The organism is Silvimonas sp. JCM 19000, from assembly GCF_054652575.1.
In genome coordinates, this window is sequence record NZ_BAAIHC010000016.1 from 12,239 (window position 1) to 31,043 (window position 18,805).

Sequence of the window (18,805 nt, forward strand, 5' to 3'; positions counted from 1 at the left end):
CACAAATCAAAAGAGGGCGAACTTCACCATCCACAGCAGCGCAATCACGATCACGGCCGGGGACAGATCCTTGAAACGCCCAGCCAGCAGCTTGACGCCGACATAGCTGATAAAACCAAACGCAATGCCATCGGCAATCGAATAGGTAAACGGCATGCCAAAGGCGGTGACCACGGCCGGCGCGGCTTCGGTCAGATCATCCCATTCGATTTCAGCCAGGCCACGCGCCATCAGCACAGCCACGTAGCACAGTGCCGGGGCGGTGGCGAATTCGGGCACCGAGCCCGCCAGCGGCGACAACACCAACGCCACCAGGAACAGGATGGCAACCACAACGGCGGTCAGACCGGTGCGGCCACCCACGGCGGTGCCGGCAGCAGATTCAATATAAGCGGTGGTCGAAGAAGTACCCAAGGCTGCACCCGCCACGATTGCGGCGCTATCGGCAAACAGGGCTTTTTTCAGGCGCGGCAGCTTGCCGTCTTTGTCCAGCAGGCCCGCGCGATGCGAAACGCCAATCAGCGTGCCGGTGGTATCAAACAGATCAACAAAAAAGAATACAAAGATCACACCAGCCAGACCGGCATTGAGCGCGCCTTTGATATCCATTTGCAGCAGCGTCGGAGCCATCGACGGCGGTGCCGAGAACACGCCACCAAACTTGCTCAGACCCATCGCAATCGAGATGACGGTGACCGCCAGAATGCCGATGATGATGGAACCCGGCACGCGACGATATTCCAGCGCCACAATCAGCAAAAAGCCGAATACGGCCAGCAAGGCCGACGGTGAATGGATATTACCCAGCGTAACCAGCGTGGCCGGCGAACCCACCACAATGCCCGCGCCCTTGAGCGCAATCAGGGCCAGAAACAGACCGACACCGGCCGAAATCGACAGCTTGAGCGAATGCGGGATGGCGTTGACCAGGGCTTCTCGCACCTTGAACAAGCTCACCACCACAAAAATCACGCCCGAAATAAACACCGCGCCCAGCGCGATTTGCCAAGGCACTTTCATGCCCATGCACACCGAGAAAGTAAAGTAAGCGTTGAGACCCATGCCCGGCGCCAGCGCGATCGGGTAGTTGGCCACCAGACCCATCACAGCCGAGCCCAGCGCGGCCGCCAGACATGTGGCGACGAAGACTGCGCCGAAGTCCATGCCGGTCAGCTTCAGGATCGAAGGGTTGACGAAGATGATGTAGGCCATCGTCAAGAAAGTGGTAAAGCCCGCCAGCACTTCGGTCTTGACGTCCGTGCCGTGCTCCTTCAGTTTAAAAAACGACTCAAGCATCTTTGGTCCCCGGAATTTCTATTGTTTAAATAGTTAATGGTTTATAGCGTGTCCGCCGCCCGCGCGCGCCGGACCAAGCCGCCGCGACGCCAGATAAAACAACTTCCCGCGCCCTGCCTTCTGGTGGAAGGGTCGTGAGAAGGGAACAACAGATCGAACCTGGAAAAACAGTGTCTGGTAGCAAGAAACGCGCCCACCACCGGGCTGGACGACAGCCAGCTTGCAATTTTGCCGGCGGCTGACAAAGTGACAGCGGCGCTGGCCAAATGGTCAAAACGCGGGACGCCCGGTAATGCGCGCCAAGCGCCTGATCTTTAAGTGATACGGTGTGTCTGCCTCCGCGCCGATACGCAACGGACCACCCCGGATCAATAAAAGGTGCGCAGTGTACTCTGGGCTGTAAGGTTCAACAATCCTTACGGCCTTTTGTAGCGGATGGGCGGCGCTTACTTGTGGGGCGCTCGCGCACCCTGCCGGTGCAACGGCACTAGGGCAAACGCAGCCCGGTCTCTTGCGCAATATGCGTCATCACGCCCTCGCAACCCGCCTCGACTAGATCAAGCACGTGCTCAAAGCCATCCGGGCCACCGTAATAGGGATCGGGCACTTCACGCTCAGGCTGCCCGGGTGCGAAATCAAGAAACAATTTGATCTTGTGCCGGTACGCCGCCGGGCAGTGCTGCTGCAATCGCCGCAGATGCGACTGATCCATCGCCAGCAGCAAATCGAAATGCTCAAAGTCATGCGCATTGACCTGGCGCGCCCGCAGCGCGCTCAAATCAATATCGCGCTTGCGCGCATGCTGCTGCGCGCGCCGATCCGGCGCTTCGCCGACGTGATAATCATCGGTACCCGCCGAATCAACTTCGACCTGAGCCTGCCAACCCGCCTTGCGCACCATCTGGCGCAATAAACCGTCCGCGGTGGGGCTGCGGCAGATATTGCCGGTGCAGACCATCAAAACTGAATAAACACCCATAACATCAATCCCTTATAAAATCTTCAGGAAATTTTTTTCCGTGATGAAGTGCAAGCCATGTCGGTCACACCTTAAGAAGCTCGCAAAATTCCATGACCATACCGCAGAAGTAATGCCTGGTAGCCTGCCTGCAACCGCCGCCTCAGGCGGGTTTTGCTTTGCTATACAAAGCGATGATCTTTTTGATCAGCGAGAAGGATGGTCTATGAATTGAAACTGTGCAATCGCATCGCGCCACCCCAATACTGCTCCAATGATAATTGCCAATAAGGCCAGTATCAGCAGCATTGGCTTCCTGGGGCGATGACGCATCCCTAAATCAAAATAGAGCACGCTAAAAGCCGTTACAAATCCTTGACACGCCAAGGCCCCGAGATACCTTTTAAAATTCAAACCGTGCTGATACGGCACCAAATCTGCTCCCTCATTTATTCCAAGATTGAAATTCGTGGGGGTTAAATAATCGTATGAATACCACGTCACAATCGAAACAAGTGGAACGGCAAGCCCGATGAAAATATACGAATAGCGGCCAAATCGAGGATGAATCAATTTAATCATCGCCGCCTGAATAGTCTGGGAAAGTGAAAAGACGGCAAATATACCAATTACAGCGAGCACACTAAAAAAAAGCGGGGACAACGCCATCATCAAACCAGCGTTGCCTTGGGTCCTGTTTGGATTTCCGTGAATAAAATCAATGAATACCAATGAAACCAGAACTGATATTGATAATGCCAAAGCCGAAAAAACCGCCACCCAAAGCAGGCTTTTGATAAAAAAATATCCGCTATAATTTTTTTCGTCACTCGCGACATTCATATATCACCCCGGAAAAATCATATTCCGCCAATCAAGATGGCCACTACGCGTCGGTCGCACCCATCGACGCTGGCGGACGCCCTGATTGCCGCGCCTTCCTTGCTAAGCAAACCCGCCTTTGCCGACAAGCTGCGCGCCGATATTTGCGACGAAGAATCAAGAAAGCGGCGCTGCGATGCGTGCCAGGCGCAATGGCACCACAGGCTCTGCCCGCTGTCGAGCGCCACAGCGGGTTAGAGGCGCATTCCGCGCGCGGCTGAACTAGGCTTTCGCCAGAAGGCCCGCTGCGCCACCTCGAGAATAGTCTGATAGATCAAAACAGTTGCGGGCTGAGATAGTCCGGGCCGTGACTCCGACTGCGGGGCCGCCTGTTCTGGAGCTCGAGATGAACCTATCTGAACAAGACATGCTGCAATACAACGCCGCCGTGCGCATGCTGCAATCGGCCGATTCGGGCGAGCAGCCTATCGATCAGTTCAAGCAACTGGCTGCCAAAGGCATGGGCAAGGCGGCGTGGAATGTGGCAGTGGCGTATTTGCGCGGGCAGCGCGTGGCGCCCGATGCGGTCATCGGGGCGCGCTATATGTTGGTGGCCGCGCTGGCCGGCGAGCAGAAGGCGTTTTATCCGGTCAGCCGTCTCTACACCGCAGGCGTGTTGCCCGCCACGCCCGATGCGCATGACGAAATGCAGCGCTTTGTGGCGGCACGCTGGTTCTGGCGCGCGCTGGCGCAAGGCGACCAACGCGCCTGGGCCGATTGCAGCTGCATCCACGCCTCGGTGATGTTCCGTTGCCTCGGCTTTGTACCCTATCGCTAGGCGGCCCCGGAACGGCGCATGCGCGAGCAGTGTTATGATGCGGCTTTTGCAATATCGGCTTGATGCACATGGCACAGAATGAAGCGTTCGACCACGACGATGACGTGGAACTGATCAGTAAATCGCAAGCAAAGCGTGATTCCACCCGCCTGCAAGAACTGGGCGAGCAGCTGGTCGCTCTCGATATCAAAGTTGTCTCCACGCTGGGCTTGCCCGAGCGCCTGGTCGAGGCCATCCGCGAATGCAAGCGCCTGCGTAGCCACGGTGCCTTGTCGCGGCAAAAACAATTTATCGGCAAGCTGATGCGCCAGGTTGATCCGGAACCGATCCAGGCCTTGCTGGACCGTATGGCGGGCACTTCGGACGAACACAACGCCTGGTTGCACAAGCTGGAACGCACGCGCGAACAGATGCTGGCTGATGGCAAAACGGTCGAAGCGTTTGTGGCGGAATATCCGGCGGTTGATGTTCAGCACCTGCGCCAGTTGATCCGCAATGCCCTCAAAGAGCGCGAGCAGCAAAAGCCGCCCAAGGCCTATCGCGAGCTGTTCCAGCTGCTGAAGGAATACATCCCCGAACCCGCCCTGCCCCGTTCTGATGGCACCGGCGCGGTGGACCTTGCTGACGCGACCGACGAGGAATAAGGCATGAGCTGGCAAGCCCCCGCGCGTGGTTTGTTGTTTGATATGGATGGCACGCTGGTTGATTCCACCCCCTTGATCGAGCGCATCTGGCGCGGCTGGGCGGCACGCCATGGCATCGACGCGGAATATCTGTTGCAGTTTGTGCATGGTCGGCGGGGGGTTGAGACCATCCAGATCGTGGCGCCAGAGATGGATGCAGCGGCCGAGGTCAAAATCTTGCTGGCCGAAGAAATGGCTGACATGAGCGGCATTACCCAAATCCCTGGCGCGGCCGATTTTGTCGGCCAGTTGCAGCCGCAGGAATGGGCGGTGGTCACTTCCGCGCCGCGCGATATTGCGCTGGCCAAATTACGCGTGGCCGGGGTGCCGGCTCCAGCCATCATTATCGGTGCCGAAGAGGTCAACATCGGCAAGCCGCATCCGGAAGCCTACCAACGCGGTGCGGCGGCGCTGGGCTTTGCGCCGCAAGACTGCATCGCGTTTGAAGACGCCGACAGCGGCATCCGCTCGGCCCACGCGGCAGGCATGCACGTTGTAGCCATCGCGCATGCCGCGGGGCTGGACCAGACCGGGCTGGCGCATCGCCAGATCAATCATTATCACGACCTCAAGCTGACGCGCACGGCCACTGGCCTGGTGTTGGCCAGCGCGGAGTAAATCGCATGAGCTTGCAGATTGGCCTGGTGTCCGTGTCTGACCGCGCCAGCCAGGGCGTGTACACCGACCAGGGCATCCCGGCATTACGCGAATGGTTGAGCGCAGCCTTGACCACGCCGTTTGAAGTTCACACCCGGCTGATTCCGGATGAACAAGCCGAAATCGAAAGCACGCTGATCGAACTGGTCGACACCACCGGCTGCCAGTTGGTGTTGACCACCGGCGGCACCGGCCCGGCGCTGCGCGATGTAACCCCCGATGCCACGCTGGCCGTGGCCGACCGCGAAATGCCCGGCTTTGGCGAACAGATGCGTCAGGTCAGCCTGAAGTTTGTGCCCACGGCGATCCTGTCGCGCCAGGTGGGTGTAATCCGCAAGCAAAGCCTGATTCTTAATCTGCCGGGGCAGCCCAAGGCCATCCGCGAAACGCTGGAAGGCTTGAAAGATGCCGATGGCAAGACGCTGGTGCCAGGTATTTTTGCTGCCGTGCCTTACTGCATTCAGTTGCTGGATGGCCCGTATATAGAAACCGACGCCAGCGTCGTCGCCGCCTTCCGCCCCAAATCTGCCATCAAACCCGCGCCTGCGGTCTGAGAGTATCTGCATGAGTACGTCTGAATTGCTCGACGCCATCGAAATCGACACCGGCGCCCAGCCGACTGCCGCCGTCATCTGGATGCATGGTCTGGGCGCGGACGGCAGCGACTTTGCTGGCGTATTGCCGCAACTGCAACTGCCGGCAACGCTGGCCGTGCGCTTTGTGTTTCCGCACGCGCCACATATGCCGATTACCTGCAACAACGGCTATGTGATGCGCGCCTGGTACGACATTCTGTATTTTGATGATATTGATCGGCATGCCGACGAGAATGGCGTGCGCCAGTCGATTGCTGCGGTGGGTGCCATGATTGCGCAGCTGAACCGGGACGGTATTCCGACTGAACGCATCGTGCTGGCGGGCTTCTCGCAGGGCGGCGCGATTGCGTATAGCGCGGGTTTGACGTTTCCGCAAAAGCTGGCCGGCATCGTGGCGCTATCGACTTATTGGCCGTCCGCCACACTGATCACCGACTCGCCCCACACCATCAACCGGAGCACCCCGGTCTTTGCGGCGCATGGCTTGCAAGACCCGGTCGTGCCCTATGTGCTGGGCGACCGTGCCCGCGCCGCGACTGAGGCTTTGGGCAACCCGGTGCAATGGCAGCATTATCCGATGCAGCACTCGGTATGCGTGCCGGAATTGCAGGCAATCGGCGCGTTCTTGCGCACTGTGCTGGTCTGACCGGTATGCGTGGGTTGTGACGCGCCCTTCAAAGCCAGGCAAACCCCAAGCTGAACTGGCAGCAGCATAAAAAGCCCCGCTGTTGCGGGGCTTGGCTTAAGACGATTGGCTGAGAACGGTGACCGTGACCCAGATCCAGTCCACGCCCTTTTCCAGCTGCGCACCGAGGCTCACGGTAAATTTGCGATCACGCGCCTGCACCTGATAAATCCGTCCGCCCGCGTAATCGGCCGAGTGCACCAGCAGTGTGTTGACGCTGGTGCCATCAATCTCATGCGGCACATACAGGGCGGTACCCGTGGTGAGCAGCGCCGAGCCGTCGATGGCATCAAAATCACCCAGCGCCAATGTGGCATGTTGATGCGCAGGCGGCGCATCTGTGCGCATTTGCACTGCCACCGGCGTGGCCGACAACACTTGCACACCGGCATAAACATCAAATTCATTCAGCCGCGACAAGCGCCGGATGACGCACACGCGCCAGTTTTCTTCGGCGGCAAAGCGCATACCCAGCAATTCGCCCGGCCTGGCCCATTCATTGCTGGCTATGGGCAGGATGGCGCCGTAGCCGCCTTCTGATTCGTTCTCGATATTCCAGCTCTGCCAATCCGCCGCCACCTGCACCGCTTGCTGCGCCGATTGCGCCTGTTTGCTGCGGGTACGGGCCGAGACAAAGCCGTACAGGCGCATATCCATGACTTCGTCGTAATCGATCGCTTCTTTGGCTTCTTTGCCACTGGTAGCGGCATATTTGCCGTTGTCCGCGCGCACATGTTTGTAAAGCCGGTCCAGCCCATGCACCACATCAGCGGTCTTCTGCACGTTGTGCCGATGGCTGCGCTGAATCTGCGCGTTGCGGATCGACATGCTCCAGTACACCTCCAGGTGCTTGAGCAGCTCGATGCACGAGGCAGTGCGGCAATCCGAATTCATGCCCAGCGATTGCGGCGTGGCGCCCGCTTCGAGCTTGCGCAACCAGTCCTGCACGCCGTTGAGCATTTCAAAAATGCCCCAGTAGCGATACGGCTCACCGTGCGCGTCGTCGCGGACTTTCTCGGGGCCTTGTTTGTCGGTGAGGTTGACGCAGTAATGATGGCGATCCGGCAAGAACCGGCGTGAAATCTGCACATCGTGTGACCACACATCCAGCCAGTCATCCACCCAATCCAGTTGCCGCACCGACAGGTTGTTGGCCGCAACCGTGTTCAGCATCAACAGCTGTATATATTCATCAGCGCACGAAGAAACGCGGCCTTCGCGCTGGCCGTACAAGGCAAATGGATTGCTGTCGAAGCCTTCGATTTCGGACAGGCGATACAGGCTGTGCGCTTGTGACCACAGCTTGCCCGGCACTTTATCAAAGCGGAAGTAATGCCATTTGGCCACCACCGCCAGGTAATGCAGGCTGCGCGCGATGGCTTGTGGCAGAAACGGGCGCCAGACGCGCTTTTCGGGCGTGCTGGTTTCCAGCAACACAAAACGGCCATAGGCCTGCACCATGGCTTCGGCAAAGCCGACGATGTCTTCAAACAGTTTCTGTTCAATATTTTTGGCCATGCGCGGATTGGCCACATATTGATCGCGTATGGTTTCCAGCGCGCCTTGTGCTTCTTCGTCCAGCAGCAACAGCGATTGCAACTGATCGGGGGCGACGGGCCGTTGGGTATGCAGGAATTCGCGCACCACCGCCGCCACGCGTTCACGCTGCGCCTGCGGGTCGACCTCGTGCAATCTGGCGCACCAGGCTGCAGCGGCCTTGGGCGAAGACAGCGGCGACTTGTCGCGGGCAAACAGGTTGTTCAGCAATTCGCGCATGCTTGTTCTGCTCTTGTGTATTTATTCTGGTTTTATGCTGCGGCCACCCCGCCATCGCCGCGTTCCACCCAGAAGCGGGCGTCGTCGACGCGGTCAAAGACCTGGATTTGTGCTTCAGAAAACAATTGGTTCAGCCACGCCGTCCACGTAACCCACTGGTCGCTGCTTACAATGGCGACACGACCAAAATCGGCGCGATGTTTGCGGCCGAATTTGACTTCTTCGACCATGGTGTCAATGGTGTAACCCGACATCATGCTCAGATCAAACAACAGGTTGGGCTTGCCTTCAAACTGGATCCGGTACAGCACGTTCTCTTCAAACTCGCGGAAGTCGTGCAAGGTGAACTCAGCGAACACACTCACGGCGACATGGTCAGCTTGTTGATCGATCGTAATCATAATCGGCTCCTAGTTTATTACAATACCCGACAGCCCCAAACCAGAAGTTGTCGGGGCAAGAACTTACGCCACAGTATGCGCGACCAACGGTCGGCGCCGCCATCGCCATTATCCCAAGGCGGTTAGTGGTCTTCTTCGTCGTCCAGCGGCGGGCGGTTCTGCAGGCGTGCTCGCGTCATCGCCATTTTCATTTCGCGCACCGCAGTCGGCAGTCCAACGATCAAAGCGTGGGATATGATCGCGTGCCCGATATTGAGTTCCTCAATTTGCGGAATCGCCGCAATCGGCTCCACGTTGTGATAGTTGAGCCCGTGCCCGGCATTGACCACCAGGCCCAGATTGGAGGCGTATTCGGCTGCCACCTTGATGCGCGCGTATTCCAGCTCTTTGCTCTTGCGATCACGCGCGGCGCCATAGCGCCCGGTGTGCAGTTCGACCACCGACACGCCCAGCGCATGGCACAGGCGGATTTGTTCAAAGTCGGGGTCAACAAAGATGGAAGTGCGGATTTGCGCTGCGTGCAGTTTACGCACGTAATCGCCGATTTCCTGTTTACGCCCGCGCACGTCCAGACCCTGCCACAGGCCGGGTTCATCGCGCGTGGGCGGGACCAGGCAGACATCGCTCGGCGCCTGGTCAATGGCGAAGGCCAGCAATTCGGGATCAAGCGCGATCTCCAGGTTGAGCCGCGTTTGCAGCAGCGCCCGGACCAATCGCACGTCTTCATCGCGAATATGGGCACGGTCCTGGCGTAACAGCATGGTGATCAGATCGGCGCCCGCTTGTTCGGCCACCTGGGCGGCAAAAACGGGGCTGGGTTTGCGGTCATCGCGCGCGTTGCGCACGGTCGCGACGTGATCGACGTTGACGCCTAGCAATAATGCGCCGGCCATGGCGGGCACTCCTGTTATGTCCGGCGCAGGCTGCACCGGGTGGGAATGCACTAAATATAAGCCACTGCGCGAGCCCGCCCAAGCGCTTTGTCACGGCCCGCGCCGGGCTGCGGCGCGATCAGAGTCTTTGCAAATCCAGCAATAACTGGCGCGTGTGCAAGGGTTGTTCGCCCAGCACACTGCCTAATGCTTGCCGCATCAACAACTTGGCCTGAGCCAGCGTGCGTTCGCCGTTGACCTTGCCGCTGGCAAGTTCCAGCAACACTTCGCCGTCAAAGCGGCCCTGCCCCGGGGCAGCGGCAAAGAAACCCTGACCGCCGACAAAGGCATATTGGCGCGTGGCGAGCACGGCCTGACCGTTAACTTCATGGGCAAAATCGAGGCCGTAGCCCAGGCCGGACAGCAAGGCGAGTTCAAACCCGCGCAGGATGGGTTCAACCTGGGCACCTGCGTCGGTGGGCAAGACAGAGAGTTGTCGCACCGCCTCGTAATAGGCGGCGAACAGGTGCGGATGCGGATCTTCGCGGGGTAACAGCCGCATCAGCAGTTCATTGATATAGAAGCCGCATAACAAGGGCGAGCCGACCGGATGCGCCAGCCCCCCCTGCCAATCGGCCGCGTGCAAGGTTTTGACTTCGCCGCCGCCGAACCACGACAGCAGCAAAGGCTGAAACGCCATCAGCACGCCACGCAATTGCGAACCGGGCCGTTGCGCGCCGCGCGCCACTACCGTCAAACGACCGTGGTCGCGGCTGAAGATATCCAGCAGCCGACTGGTCTCGCGGTAGGCATACTGATGCAGGATAAACACCGGCTGCGCGTCAATACGCGGCTGGCTTTTACCACTGCGAGGGCGCTTGCTGCGCGCGGGCGCGGCCAATGGCGGTCCTTACTCGAAACCGTGTTGACGCAACACGCGCGTGTCGTCGGCCCAACCGCTTTTGACCTTGACCCACACTTGCAGGAACACCTTGGCATCGAACAGTTTTTCCATATCGACACGGGCATCGGTGCTGATGCGTTTGAGTTTTTCGCCATTCTTGCCGATCAGGATAGCCTTCTGGCCATCACGATCCACCAGCACGGCGGCATAAATCTTGTACAACGGCCGGCCATCGCGCATGGTTTCTTCGTCGAACTTTTCGATTTCGACGGTCATGGCATACGGCAATTCGTCGCCCAGCATGCGGAACAACTTTTCGCGGATGATTTCGGAAGCCAGGAAACGCGAATTACGGTCGGTAATCTGGTCCTCATCGTACAAAGGCACCGACACCGGCAGCAACGGCGTTACCGCTTCCATCAGTACGTCCAGCTTTTGCGCCTTCATCGCCGAAACCGGCACGATGGCGTGGAAGTTGAACGCGGCCGAAACGCGTTGCAAGAACGGCAACAACACGCCCTTGTCGGCCAGTTCATCCACCTTGTTCACCACCAATAACACCGGGCGATTGTCTGGCAGCAGCTTGAGCACGGCTTCGTCGGCGGGGCCAAAATTCAATGCTTCGATCACAAACAACACCACATCCACATCGGCCAGTGTGGTGGTGACGTTGCGGTTCATCGCGTCGTTGAGGGCATTCTTGTAGCGCGTCTGGAAACCAGGGGTATCCACAAATACGTATTGCGCTTTCGGCTCAGTCAGCACACCCGTCACGCGGTGGCGCGTGGTTTGCGCTTTGCGCGAGGTAATGCTGATTTTCTGGCCGATGAGGTGGTTCATCAGCGTGGATTTGCCCACGTTAGGGCGGCCCACAATGGCGACAAAGCCACAGCGGTAATCGGGAGGAAACGCGCTCGGGGTGGCCGCGGTTTCAATAAGATCAGAGTCAGCCATATTCGGCTCCATAGGAAGGTCTACGCACGCTACTCAGGCGTGGGTCTACAGGTGTAGATAAAAAGTCCGGCGCGCCAGGTGGGTGCGCCGGGGTAGTACCGCACCCGCTCAGGTGCGTTTACCGGCTTTACCCGGATATTTCTCTTTGAGGATGCCCAGCGCATCGCCCGCGGCCACTTGTTCCGCCGCACGCCGGCTGGCACCGAGGGCACGGGTTTGCACCGCCAGCTCGGGCACATTGCACGCCACCTCAAACACCAGATTAGGCGATTCGCCTTCCTGGCGTACCACCTCATACAGCGGCAGCGCTTTGTGGCGCGCCTGCAGCCATTCCTGCAAGGCTGTCTTGGGGTCTTTGAGGGCTTTGCTCGGGTCGATGGCCGTAATGCGCGGCACAAACAACATCTCTACGACGGTTTGCGCGGCTTCAAAACCGCCGTCCAGCCAGATGGCGCCAAAGATGGCTTCGAGCGCATCGGCCAATATCGACGGCCGCCGGTGGCCGCCGCTTTTGAGTTCGCCTTCGCCCAGCGACAGATAATCGCCCAGCTCCAGCGTGCTGGCCACGTCGGCCAGCGACTCCTGACGCACCAGCGAGGCACGCAGGCGCGATAATTCGCCTTCGTTCAGCTGCGGAAAATGCACAAACAGCGCGCGGCCCACCACCGCATTCAGCACGGCGTCGCCGACAAATTCCAGCCGCTCATTATGCGTTGCGGCGTAGCTGCGATGAGTAAGCGCCTGACGAATCAGGCGCTGCTCGTTAAAGGTATAACCGAGCACCTTTTGCAGGCGCTCGGGAGGCAAAACAATAGACACGCTTATGGACCTACCTGTGCGCCGCTGCCTTCGTAGATATCGAAATCAAACAGCAAGCTGATATTGGCCACCAAAGGCACGGTGCGCTGATAGTTGACGCTCACGGAAGTATTGCCGCCAGCCTGCTGGATTTGCAGATCGCTGGCCTTTACCGATTCGATATCGTCAATTTCCGCGTGCTTGGAGAAGGCACTGCGAATTTCTGCAGGCGGTTGGCCCGCGCCTTCTTTGGCAATGGTTTTGATCGTCTTCTTGATGTTGAAATACTCAACATAAGCCGGGATCACTTTAAAGAATGTCACTGCGACGGCTGCGACAAACACCGCCACCATAATAAAACCGAAAAACGAAAGCCCTTGTTGCTTGCGCATTTTTAATATCCCCCTGAAGCGCGCCGGATCATATTGCCCGGTTCGCGCGGTGCTTCGATGTGTCAGTGTATGACGGTGCCGATACGGCGCAGATCATGCAGGTTGAACCACACCAGAAAGGCTTTGCCGACCACATATTTGTCCGGCACAAAGCCCCAGTAGCGGCTATCGGCCGAGTGATCCCGGTTGTCGCCCATCATGAAGAAGAAGCCGTCCGGGACCTTACAACTAAAGCCATCGTCATCATAACGGCAGTTTTCGCGGAACGGAAAGTCGCGCACCTCCGAAAGCATGACGTATGGCGGATTCCCGATGGCTTGCAGCGTGTTGTAGGTATGCGCGCCCTGGGTTTCCTTGAACTGGTTGTTGCGCTCAAGGCGTTGACCATCTTCAACGTATTCCAGCTGACCGGCATCCGCGGTCGGCACCGGCTTGCCATTGATGGTGAGTTGCTTGTGGCGGTATTCCACGGTATCGCCCGGCAGGCCGATTACGCGCTTGATAAAGTTGATCTCCGGGTTCTCGGGATAGTTGAATACCATCACGTCGCCATGCTCGGGCTGCCCCACCGGTATCGCCACATTGTTCAGAATCGGCACCCGCAGGCCATAGGAAAACTTGTTGACCAGAATAAAATCACCCACCACCAGGCCCGGCCGCATGGACGAAGACGGAATCTGGTACGGCTCGATCACAAACGAGCGCAGCAAGAACACCACCAGGATTACCGGAAAGAAACCGCGACCATATTCAACCCAGTCGGCGGGCTGCTTGTCACCCCGGGCCTTGCTGAGCCTGAACTTGTCCAGCGCCCACACCACGCCCGTCAGCACCACAAAAATCAGCATGGCGCCAGGAATCGAAAACTTCTGCACCAGCAGAATGAACACACCGACGATGGCAAACAGATAGCCGTATTGCACCAGTTGCGGCGCTTCAGTGCCGGTGCGCGGCTGCTTGTTGCCAAGCACAATCATGATGGGGCCAAGCAATGTGACGATTGCGCCGATCAAATTCCAGTTCATCAGAGACCTTGTAGGTGGTTGGGCGAGCCCGGCTTGCGGCCCGCCAGAAACGCTTTTATTTATCGCTGACTTGCAGGATGGCGAGGAAAGCCTCTTGCGGGATTTCCACGTTGCCCACTTGTTTCATGCGCTTTTTACCGGCTTTTTGCTTCTCAAGCAGCTTTTTCTTCCGCGTGATATCGCCGCCATAACATTTGGCCAGCACGTCTTTACGCATGGCCTTGACGGTTTCACGCGCGATGATGTGGCTACCAATCGCAGCCTGGATGGCGATATCAAATTGCTGGCGCGGAATCAGTTCGCGCATTTTGGACACCAGTTCACGCCCGCGATACACGCTCATGGAGCGATGCACGATCAGGCTTAACGCATCGACGCGCTCGCTGTTGACCAACACGTCCAGCTTGACCAGGTCTTCAGCGCGGAATTCCTTGAAGTCATAGTCCAGCGAGGCGTAACCGCGCGATACCGACTTGAGCTTGTCAAAGAAATCCATCACCACTTCGGCCATCGGCAGATCGTAGGTCAGCAATACCTGGCGACCCATGTATTGCATATTGCGTTGCGCGCCACGCTTCTGATTACACAGCGTCATGACGGCGCCCACGTAATCCTGCGGCACGAGGATGGTCGAGGTAATGATGGGCTCGCGAATCTCCTCCACCTTGCTGGGGTCGGGCAGACGCGACGGGTTTTCAATTTCGACGACTTCGCCGCCTTTGAGCACCAGCTGATACACCACGGTCGGGGCCGTGGTGATCAGGTCCATATCAAATTCGCGCTCGAGCCGCTCTTGCACAATCTCAAGGTGCAGCAGGCCAAGGAAGCCGCACCGGAAGCCAAAGCCCAGCGCTTGCGAGACTTCAGGCTCGTAATGCAGCGAAGCATCGTTGAGCTTCAGTTTTTCCAGCGAATCGCGCAGCGACTCGTAATCGTGGCTTTCCACCGGATACAGCCCGGCAAATACCTGCGATTTCACTTCTTTAAAGCCCGGCAAGGCTTCAACGGCCGGGCTCTTGACGGTGGTGATGGTGTCGCCGACTTTGGCGCTGGCCAGTTCTTTAATCCCGGCAATCACAAAGCCAACTTCGCCCGCGCGCAATACGTCGCGCTGCACCGACTTCGGCGTAAACACCCCAACCTGTTCGCACAAATGCTGCGCTTTGGTCGACATGAACAGAATCTTGTCTTTAGGCGACAACTGTCCATCCACCACGCGCACCAGCATCACCACGCCGACGTAATTATCGAACCACGAATCGACGATCAACGCTTTGAGCGGGCCATCCGGGTTGCCGCGCGGCGCGGGAACCTTGCGCACGACTTCTTCCAGGATGTCCTGAATACCGATGCCACTCTTGGCCGAGGCGCGCACGGCGTCGATGGCTTCGATGCCGACGATGTCTTCGATTTCCTGGATCACGCGCTCGGGTTCGGCGGCGGGCAAGTCAATCTTGTTGAGCACGGCGACCACTTCCACGCCCTGCTCGATTGCGGTGTAGCAGTTGGCCACCGTTTGCGCCTCAACGCCTTGCGAGGCATCCACCACCAGCAGCGCGCCTTCGCACGCGGCCAGCGAGCGGCTGACTTCATAGCTGAAGTCGACGTGGCCCGGCGTGTCGATCAGGTTGAGGTTGTAGATCTGGCCATCGAGCGCTTTGTAGGTCAGCGCGGCGGTTTGCGCCTTGATGGTGATGCCGCGTTCTTTTTCGATATCCATCGAGTCGAGCACTTGCTCGGACATCTCGCGCAGCTCAAGGCCGCCACAAAACTGGATAAAGCGATCCGCCAGGGTGGATTTGCCGTGGTCGATATGCGCGATGATGGAGAAATTACGAATGTGCTTCATCAGGGGGACTGTGTTCCATGCCGAAAGCGGCTGTAAAAAAGGGCACGCCTTGCGTGCCCCAGCAGGTAGACGGCCGGGGTTGTACCCGGGCGTGACCGGTTCGGCCGCGATTTTACCGGAAATCGGCGTGCCTCACAAAACCGCCCCACGGGCGGTGAACCGCAGCTTAGACCCGGGCCGACAGAAATACGTCCAGCGCCGCCAGATCAAGATGGTAATGACAGATTTCGTGATCGTGCAGATCAGTCAGCACGGGCACCAGTTCGCCGTAGCGATCTTCCAGGTCGTCATCATCATCGATATCGATAAAGTCGACCTGAAAACCCCGTTGATGCGACAGCGCGTCCAGTTGTTCGCGCATTTCGGTGCAGAGACTGCAATAGACACGGCCATACAGCCGCAAGCGGATAGCGCCAGCATTCATCGTGGATCAGCTCATGCCGCCGGTGGCGGTGGTGCGATCGCAAAAGCGCACTGGTTGAACGCCGGGCACCAGTTTTTCCAGCGTGGTCGGCTCGGCCATGCGGGCCAGTTGACTGCGTTGCTTGAGCAAAGCAAATCCCAACACAAAACCCAGGCCCGCACCAAGCACCGCGCCCAGGTCAGGCAAACCGAACGGCTCGATTACATGGCCCACGGCCGCGCCGATCAGCAATGCAAACAGCGGCACGCCATAGGCAGCCAGCGCGCTACGCAACAACATGCCGTCGGCAACCCCGATCCGGACAAAATCGCCTGCTTGCGCGTCGACGGTGTTGCGCACGCGGAAGCTCTCTTGCGCGGTGCCAAACAAACGCGTGATTGCCACCGATTTGCAGCCGGTTTCGGGGTCGCAATTACCGCACGGCGAATGCGGTTTGATCTTGACCCACACATGCTGGCCGTCACGGCGCGTTACTTGAGCTTCACTTTCGATCATCGTTTTGTTTCCTGGTAACGGCGCTTATTGCGCGGCCGCCTTTTCACCTTTGGGTGTGTATCCATAACTGAAAGCCTGCACCGTATCGACCGGCACTTCACCCAGCACCGTCAGCAGCCAGGGGCCTGCCTGGCGTGCGAACACGCTGATGCCGGCTTGCTGCGCGATACCCAAGGGGGCTGCCGCGTCGAACGGTTCGATAAACACCGACACCGTCACCAGCCCATCACTGTACAGATGATGCGTTACCGGCCTGGTCTTGCCGCTCAGAGGACGCTGGCTGACTTTGAGCAAGCGGAATCCATTCGGCAAATTGTGGATATCCCACGCCGGATCTTTGGGCAGTGCGGTGGTACCGGGGTTGTCATCCAGCGGTGCTGCCTTCACCGGATGGACAGGCTTTAACAGTCGCTTGTCGAGCGTTCCGCCGATCTGGATTTGCGAAAAGGCAAATACTTCGACGGGCTCATGCCGGCTACCCAGCATGAGCGACTTGATCATCAAACCACTATCCGGATCGACCCAATAGCGATGCGCGTAGCGCAGTTTATCTTTGGGATCAAAGTCATAAATATTGGTCACGACACCGGCAATGCGTTCCTGGCCGATCAGACGGATCTGGTAGTTGGCCAGCACATGCTCGGGTTCGTCGGGCAATTGTCGGGGAAAAAGCTTGGAAGACTGGCGTCGATCCATCGGCAATACCTGACCACCCGGCAGATACAGGCTGATCTGGTTGCCTTGGCGCACCATTTCGCGCGGCGGCCCGTCCAGCGACTCGCGCCGTTCGATGTCGGCGCCATTGCCGGCTTCATGGATAACGCGGAACGATTCCATGTTGTCGCCGTGCTGATGCACGTAGATGCCCTGGAACGTGACATCGCGCGCCGCAGTGGCAACACGCGACACCAGTTGCGTGGCCTCTTGCGGGCTCATGAAATCATTATTTGCGGAAGGTGGTGCTGCGAGCACACGTTGGCCCGCCAGAAGCAAACTACCGGCCAGGATCCAGCCCTTGGTCTTCATCATTATTTTGGCTGCTTGGTCTCAAACGAAGCGTAAACGATATCGCGCCCATCAATGACATTGCCCGAGTCTTCGCGGTGGGCCGCCAGGTAAGCACGGAATTGCGGGTTGCTGTCGGCAGCGTTAGCCACTTTCAGCGGGCTGGCCGAGACGGCAGCCACTTGCGGCAGTGCGGTGACGTTGCCATTGGTGTAGGCACCATGGAACGCTTGCCAGCCCACCACACCCAGGAAGGCCACCGATGCCGCGGCCGACAGCGGTGCCAGCGCACGGCGCATAAAGCGGCGCTTGCGCGGGTTGGCTTGCGGCGCAATCACGATGGGTTCTTCGGCCAGACGCGCCGAGAATTTCTGCATGAAGTCAGGCGACAGGATGGGATGCTGCTGCATGACGTCACCGACCATATGCCAGTCGTGCCACTGCTGCCGCAGCGATGCGTCGGCATTCAGGCTGGCCAGCACCTGGTCATAACCCGATGGGTCGAGCTCACCATCGATCAGCGCGGACAAATGCTCTTTCATGATTGCGTACCCTCTAAGCGCCTGAGTGAACCAGGCATCAAGCTTCCAACTACCAACGCCGGTCTTTGCCGACCGTCTCGAGAAGCGGCCGCAGTTTAGCGGAGATTGCTTCACGGGCGCGAAAGATGCGCGAACGCACCGTTCCAATTGGACAATTCATCACACTGGCGATGTCCTCATATGACAAACCATCCATCTCGCGCAGGCTGATTGCGGTGCGCAGCTCGTCAGGCAAGGACTCGACCACCTCGTTGACGGTTCTGACAATCTCACGATTTGCAAGTTCAGCTTCGGGCGTATGGTAATCCGGAATCTGTGCGGCGGCATCAAGGGTTTCGCCTTCGTCGTCTTCATAATCGGCCGACAACTGCGGCCGACGGCCCAACGCCGCCAGATAGTTCTTGGCAGTGTTGATGGCGATGCGATACAGCCAGGTGTAAAAGGCGCTCTCGCCCCGAAACGACGGCAGCGCACGATAGGCCTTGATAAAAGCCTCTTGCGTGACGTCTTCGATCTCTGCGGGATCCCTGATCAAGCGGGACAGCAGTCGGGCGATTCTGCGTTGATACTTGGCGACCAGGAGCTCGAATGCTCGCTTGTCACCGTTCTGCGCCCGATGCACAAGCTCTTGATCGACATCCCGTTCGGTCATGTGTTCCAAATGCGGGCTCCGTGTTATCCGGCCTGCGTAAATTTTGATTTGCGGCGCCGCCGTGCAGCGTTGATCCGGGCAATCCTGTTGTTTCCAGCTTTACGCGGTGAACCGATTTCTATGTATCCGTTGCTTGCGGTTTCTGGCGTCCGGTTTGATCAATCCAGGTTGGCAAGACCTG

The 18,805-nt window shown here is 58.4% G+C and carries 22 protein-coding genes; 5 read left to right on the forward strand and 17 right to left on the reverse strand.

Features of this window, described 5'->3' with window-relative positions:
- Positions 1–6: 6 nt before the first annotated feature.
- The 3 genes from ACYQ1A_RS14400 to ACYQ1A_RS14410 form a co-directional block, all read right to left on the reverse strand.
- The gene (locus tag ACYQ1A_RS14400; protein WP_499363054.1) at positions 7–1,296 is read right to left on the reverse strand and encodes an NCS2 family permease; all 1,290 of its coding nucleotides are present in this window, start codon (positions 1,294–1,296) and stop codon (positions 7–9) included.
- A gap of 487 nt (positions 1,297–1,783) precedes the next feature.
- A complete protein-coding gene (locus ACYQ1A_RS14405; protein ID WP_499363056.1) occupies positions 1,784–2,275 on the reverse strand; it encodes a low molecular weight protein-tyrosine-phosphatase in 492 nt (163 codons plus the stop codon).
- 186 nt (positions 2,276–2,461) lie between these two features.
- Positions 2,462–3,097, reverse strand: coding sequence for a hypothetical protein (locus ACYQ1A_RS14410; protein ID WP_499363057.1), 636 nt, complete (start codon positions 3,095–3,097; stop codon positions 2,462–2,464).
- 385 nt (positions 3,098–3,482) lie between these two features.
- Between ACYQ1A_RS14410 and ACYQ1A_RS14415 the strand changes: the two genes are divergently transcribed.
- The 5 genes from ACYQ1A_RS14415 (at position 3,483) to ACYQ1A_RS14435 (ending at position 6,496) form a co-directional block, all read left to right on the forward strand.
- The gene (locus tag ACYQ1A_RS14415) at positions 3,483–3,914 is read left to right on the forward strand and encodes an SEL1-like repeat protein (protein WP_499363059.1); all 432 of its coding nucleotides are present in this window, start codon (positions 3,483–3,485) and stop codon (positions 3,912–3,914) included.
- A gap of 68 nt (positions 3,915–3,982) precedes the next feature.
- Positions 3,983–4,558 carry a ribosome biogenesis factor YjgA gene (yjgA, locus tag ACYQ1A_RS14420; protein ID WP_499363061.1) on the forward strand — a complete coding sequence of 192 codons (576 nt, stop codon included), beginning with the start codon at positions 3,983–3,985 and terminating at the stop codon, positions 4,556–4,558.
- Positions 4,559–4,561: 3 nt separating this feature from the next.
- Entirely contained in the window at positions 4,562–5,215 is a 654-nt protein-coding gene (locus ACYQ1A_RS14425) for an HAD-IA family hydrolase (protein ID WP_062220898.1), read from the forward strand.
- A 5-nt stretch (positions 5,216–5,220) separates the two neighbouring features.
- Entirely contained in the window at positions 5,221–5,808 is a 588-nt protein-coding gene (gene mog / locus ACYQ1A_RS14430) for a molybdopterin adenylyltransferase (protein WP_499363063.1), read from the forward strand.
- Positions 5,809–5,818: 10 nt separating this feature from the next.
- A complete protein-coding gene (locus ACYQ1A_RS14435; RefSeq protein ID WP_499363065.1) occupies positions 5,819–6,496 on the forward strand; it encodes an alpha/beta hydrolase in 678 nt (225 codons plus the stop codon).
- A gap of 96 nt (positions 6,497–6,592) precedes the next feature.
- On the opposite strand, the gene ACYQ1A_RS14440 is transcribed toward ACYQ1A_RS14435, so the two are convergent.
- The 14 genes from ACYQ1A_RS14440 to rpoE form a co-directional block, all read right to left on the reverse strand.
- Positions 6,593–8,311, reverse strand: coding sequence for a cyclic-di-GMP receptor FimW-related protein (locus tag ACYQ1A_RS14440; protein WP_499363067.1), 1,719 nt, complete (start codon positions 8,309–8,311; stop codon positions 6,593–6,595).
- Between the two features lie 32 nt (positions 8,312–8,343).
- Positions 8,344–8,712, reverse strand: a complete 369-nt coding sequence (locus ACYQ1A_RS14445) for a SpoIIAA family protein (RefSeq protein WP_062220886.1) — start codon at positions 8,710–8,712, stop codon at positions 8,344–8,346.
- Between the two features lie 122 nt (positions 8,713–8,834).
- Entirely contained in the window at positions 8,835–9,605 is a 771-nt protein-coding gene (locus ACYQ1A_RS14450) for a pyridoxine 5'-phosphate synthase (protein ID WP_499363069.1), read from the reverse strand.
- A 118-nt stretch (positions 9,606–9,723) separates the two neighbouring features.
- The gene (gene recO, locus ACYQ1A_RS14455; protein ID WP_499363071.1) at positions 9,724–10,485 is read right to left on the reverse strand and encodes a DNA repair protein RecO; all 762 of its coding nucleotides are present in this window, start codon (positions 10,483–10,485) and stop codon (positions 9,724–9,726) included.
- A 9-nt stretch (positions 10,486–10,494) separates the two neighbouring features.
- Positions 10,495–11,442, reverse strand: a complete 948-nt coding sequence (era, locus tag ACYQ1A_RS14460) for a GTPase Era (protein WP_499363073.1) — start codon at positions 11,440–11,442, stop codon at positions 10,495–10,497.
- A 108-nt stretch (positions 11,443–11,550) separates the two neighbouring features.
- Entirely contained in the window at positions 11,551–12,261 is a 711-nt protein-coding gene (gene rnc / locus ACYQ1A_RS14465; RefSeq protein ID WP_499363075.1) for a ribonuclease III, read from the reverse strand.
- Positions 12,262–12,263: 2 nt separating this feature from the next.
- Complete coding sequence (locus tag ACYQ1A_RS14470) at positions 12,264–12,632, reverse strand: DUF4845 domain-containing protein (RefSeq protein WP_499363077.1); 369 nt, start codon at positions 12,630–12,632, stop codon at positions 12,264–12,266.
- 62 nt (positions 12,633–12,694) lie between these two features.
- The gene (gene lepB, locus ACYQ1A_RS14475) at positions 12,695–13,657 is read right to left on the reverse strand and encodes a signal peptidase I (protein WP_499363079.1); all 963 of its coding nucleotides are present in this window, start codon (positions 13,655–13,657) and stop codon (positions 12,695–12,697) included.
- 55 nt (positions 13,658–13,712) lie between these two features.
- On the reverse strand, positions 13,713–15,506 hold the full coding sequence (lepA, locus tag ACYQ1A_RS14480; protein ID WP_053937819.1) for a translation elongation factor 4: 1,794 nt from the start codon (positions 15,504–15,506) through the stop codon (positions 13,713–13,715).
- A 166-nt stretch (positions 15,507–15,672) separates the two neighbouring features.
- A complete protein-coding gene (locus tag ACYQ1A_RS14485) occupies positions 15,673–15,930 on the reverse strand; it encodes a glutaredoxin family protein (protein ID WP_499363081.1) in 258 nt (85 codons plus the stop codon).
- Positions 15,931–15,936: 6 nt separating this feature from the next.
- A complete protein-coding gene (locus ACYQ1A_RS14490; RefSeq protein WP_062220872.1) occupies positions 15,937–16,425 on the reverse strand; it encodes a SoxR reducing system RseC family protein in 489 nt (162 codons plus the stop codon).
- Between the two features lie 24 nt (positions 16,426–16,449).
- Positions 16,450–17,454 carry a MucB/RseB C-terminal domain-containing protein gene (locus tag ACYQ1A_RS14495; protein WP_499363083.1) on the reverse strand — a complete coding sequence of 335 codons (1,005 nt, stop codon included), beginning with the start codon at positions 17,452–17,454 and terminating at the stop codon, positions 16,450–16,452.
- The gene (locus ACYQ1A_RS14500) at positions 17,454–17,972 is read right to left on the reverse strand and encodes a sigma-E factor negative regulatory protein (protein WP_499363085.1); all 519 of its coding nucleotides are present in this window, start codon (positions 17,970–17,972) and stop codon (positions 17,454–17,456) included. The genes ACYQ1A_RS14495 and ACYQ1A_RS14500 overlap by 1 nt, the downstream gene beginning before the upstream one ends.
- Positions 17,973–18,021: 49 nt before the next feature.
- Complete coding sequence (rpoE, locus tag ACYQ1A_RS14505; protein WP_053937814.1) at positions 18,022–18,624, reverse strand: RNA polymerase sigma factor RpoE; 603 nt, start codon at positions 18,622–18,624, stop codon at positions 18,022–18,024.
- Between the last annotated feature and the right edge of the window lie 181 nt (positions 18,625–18,805).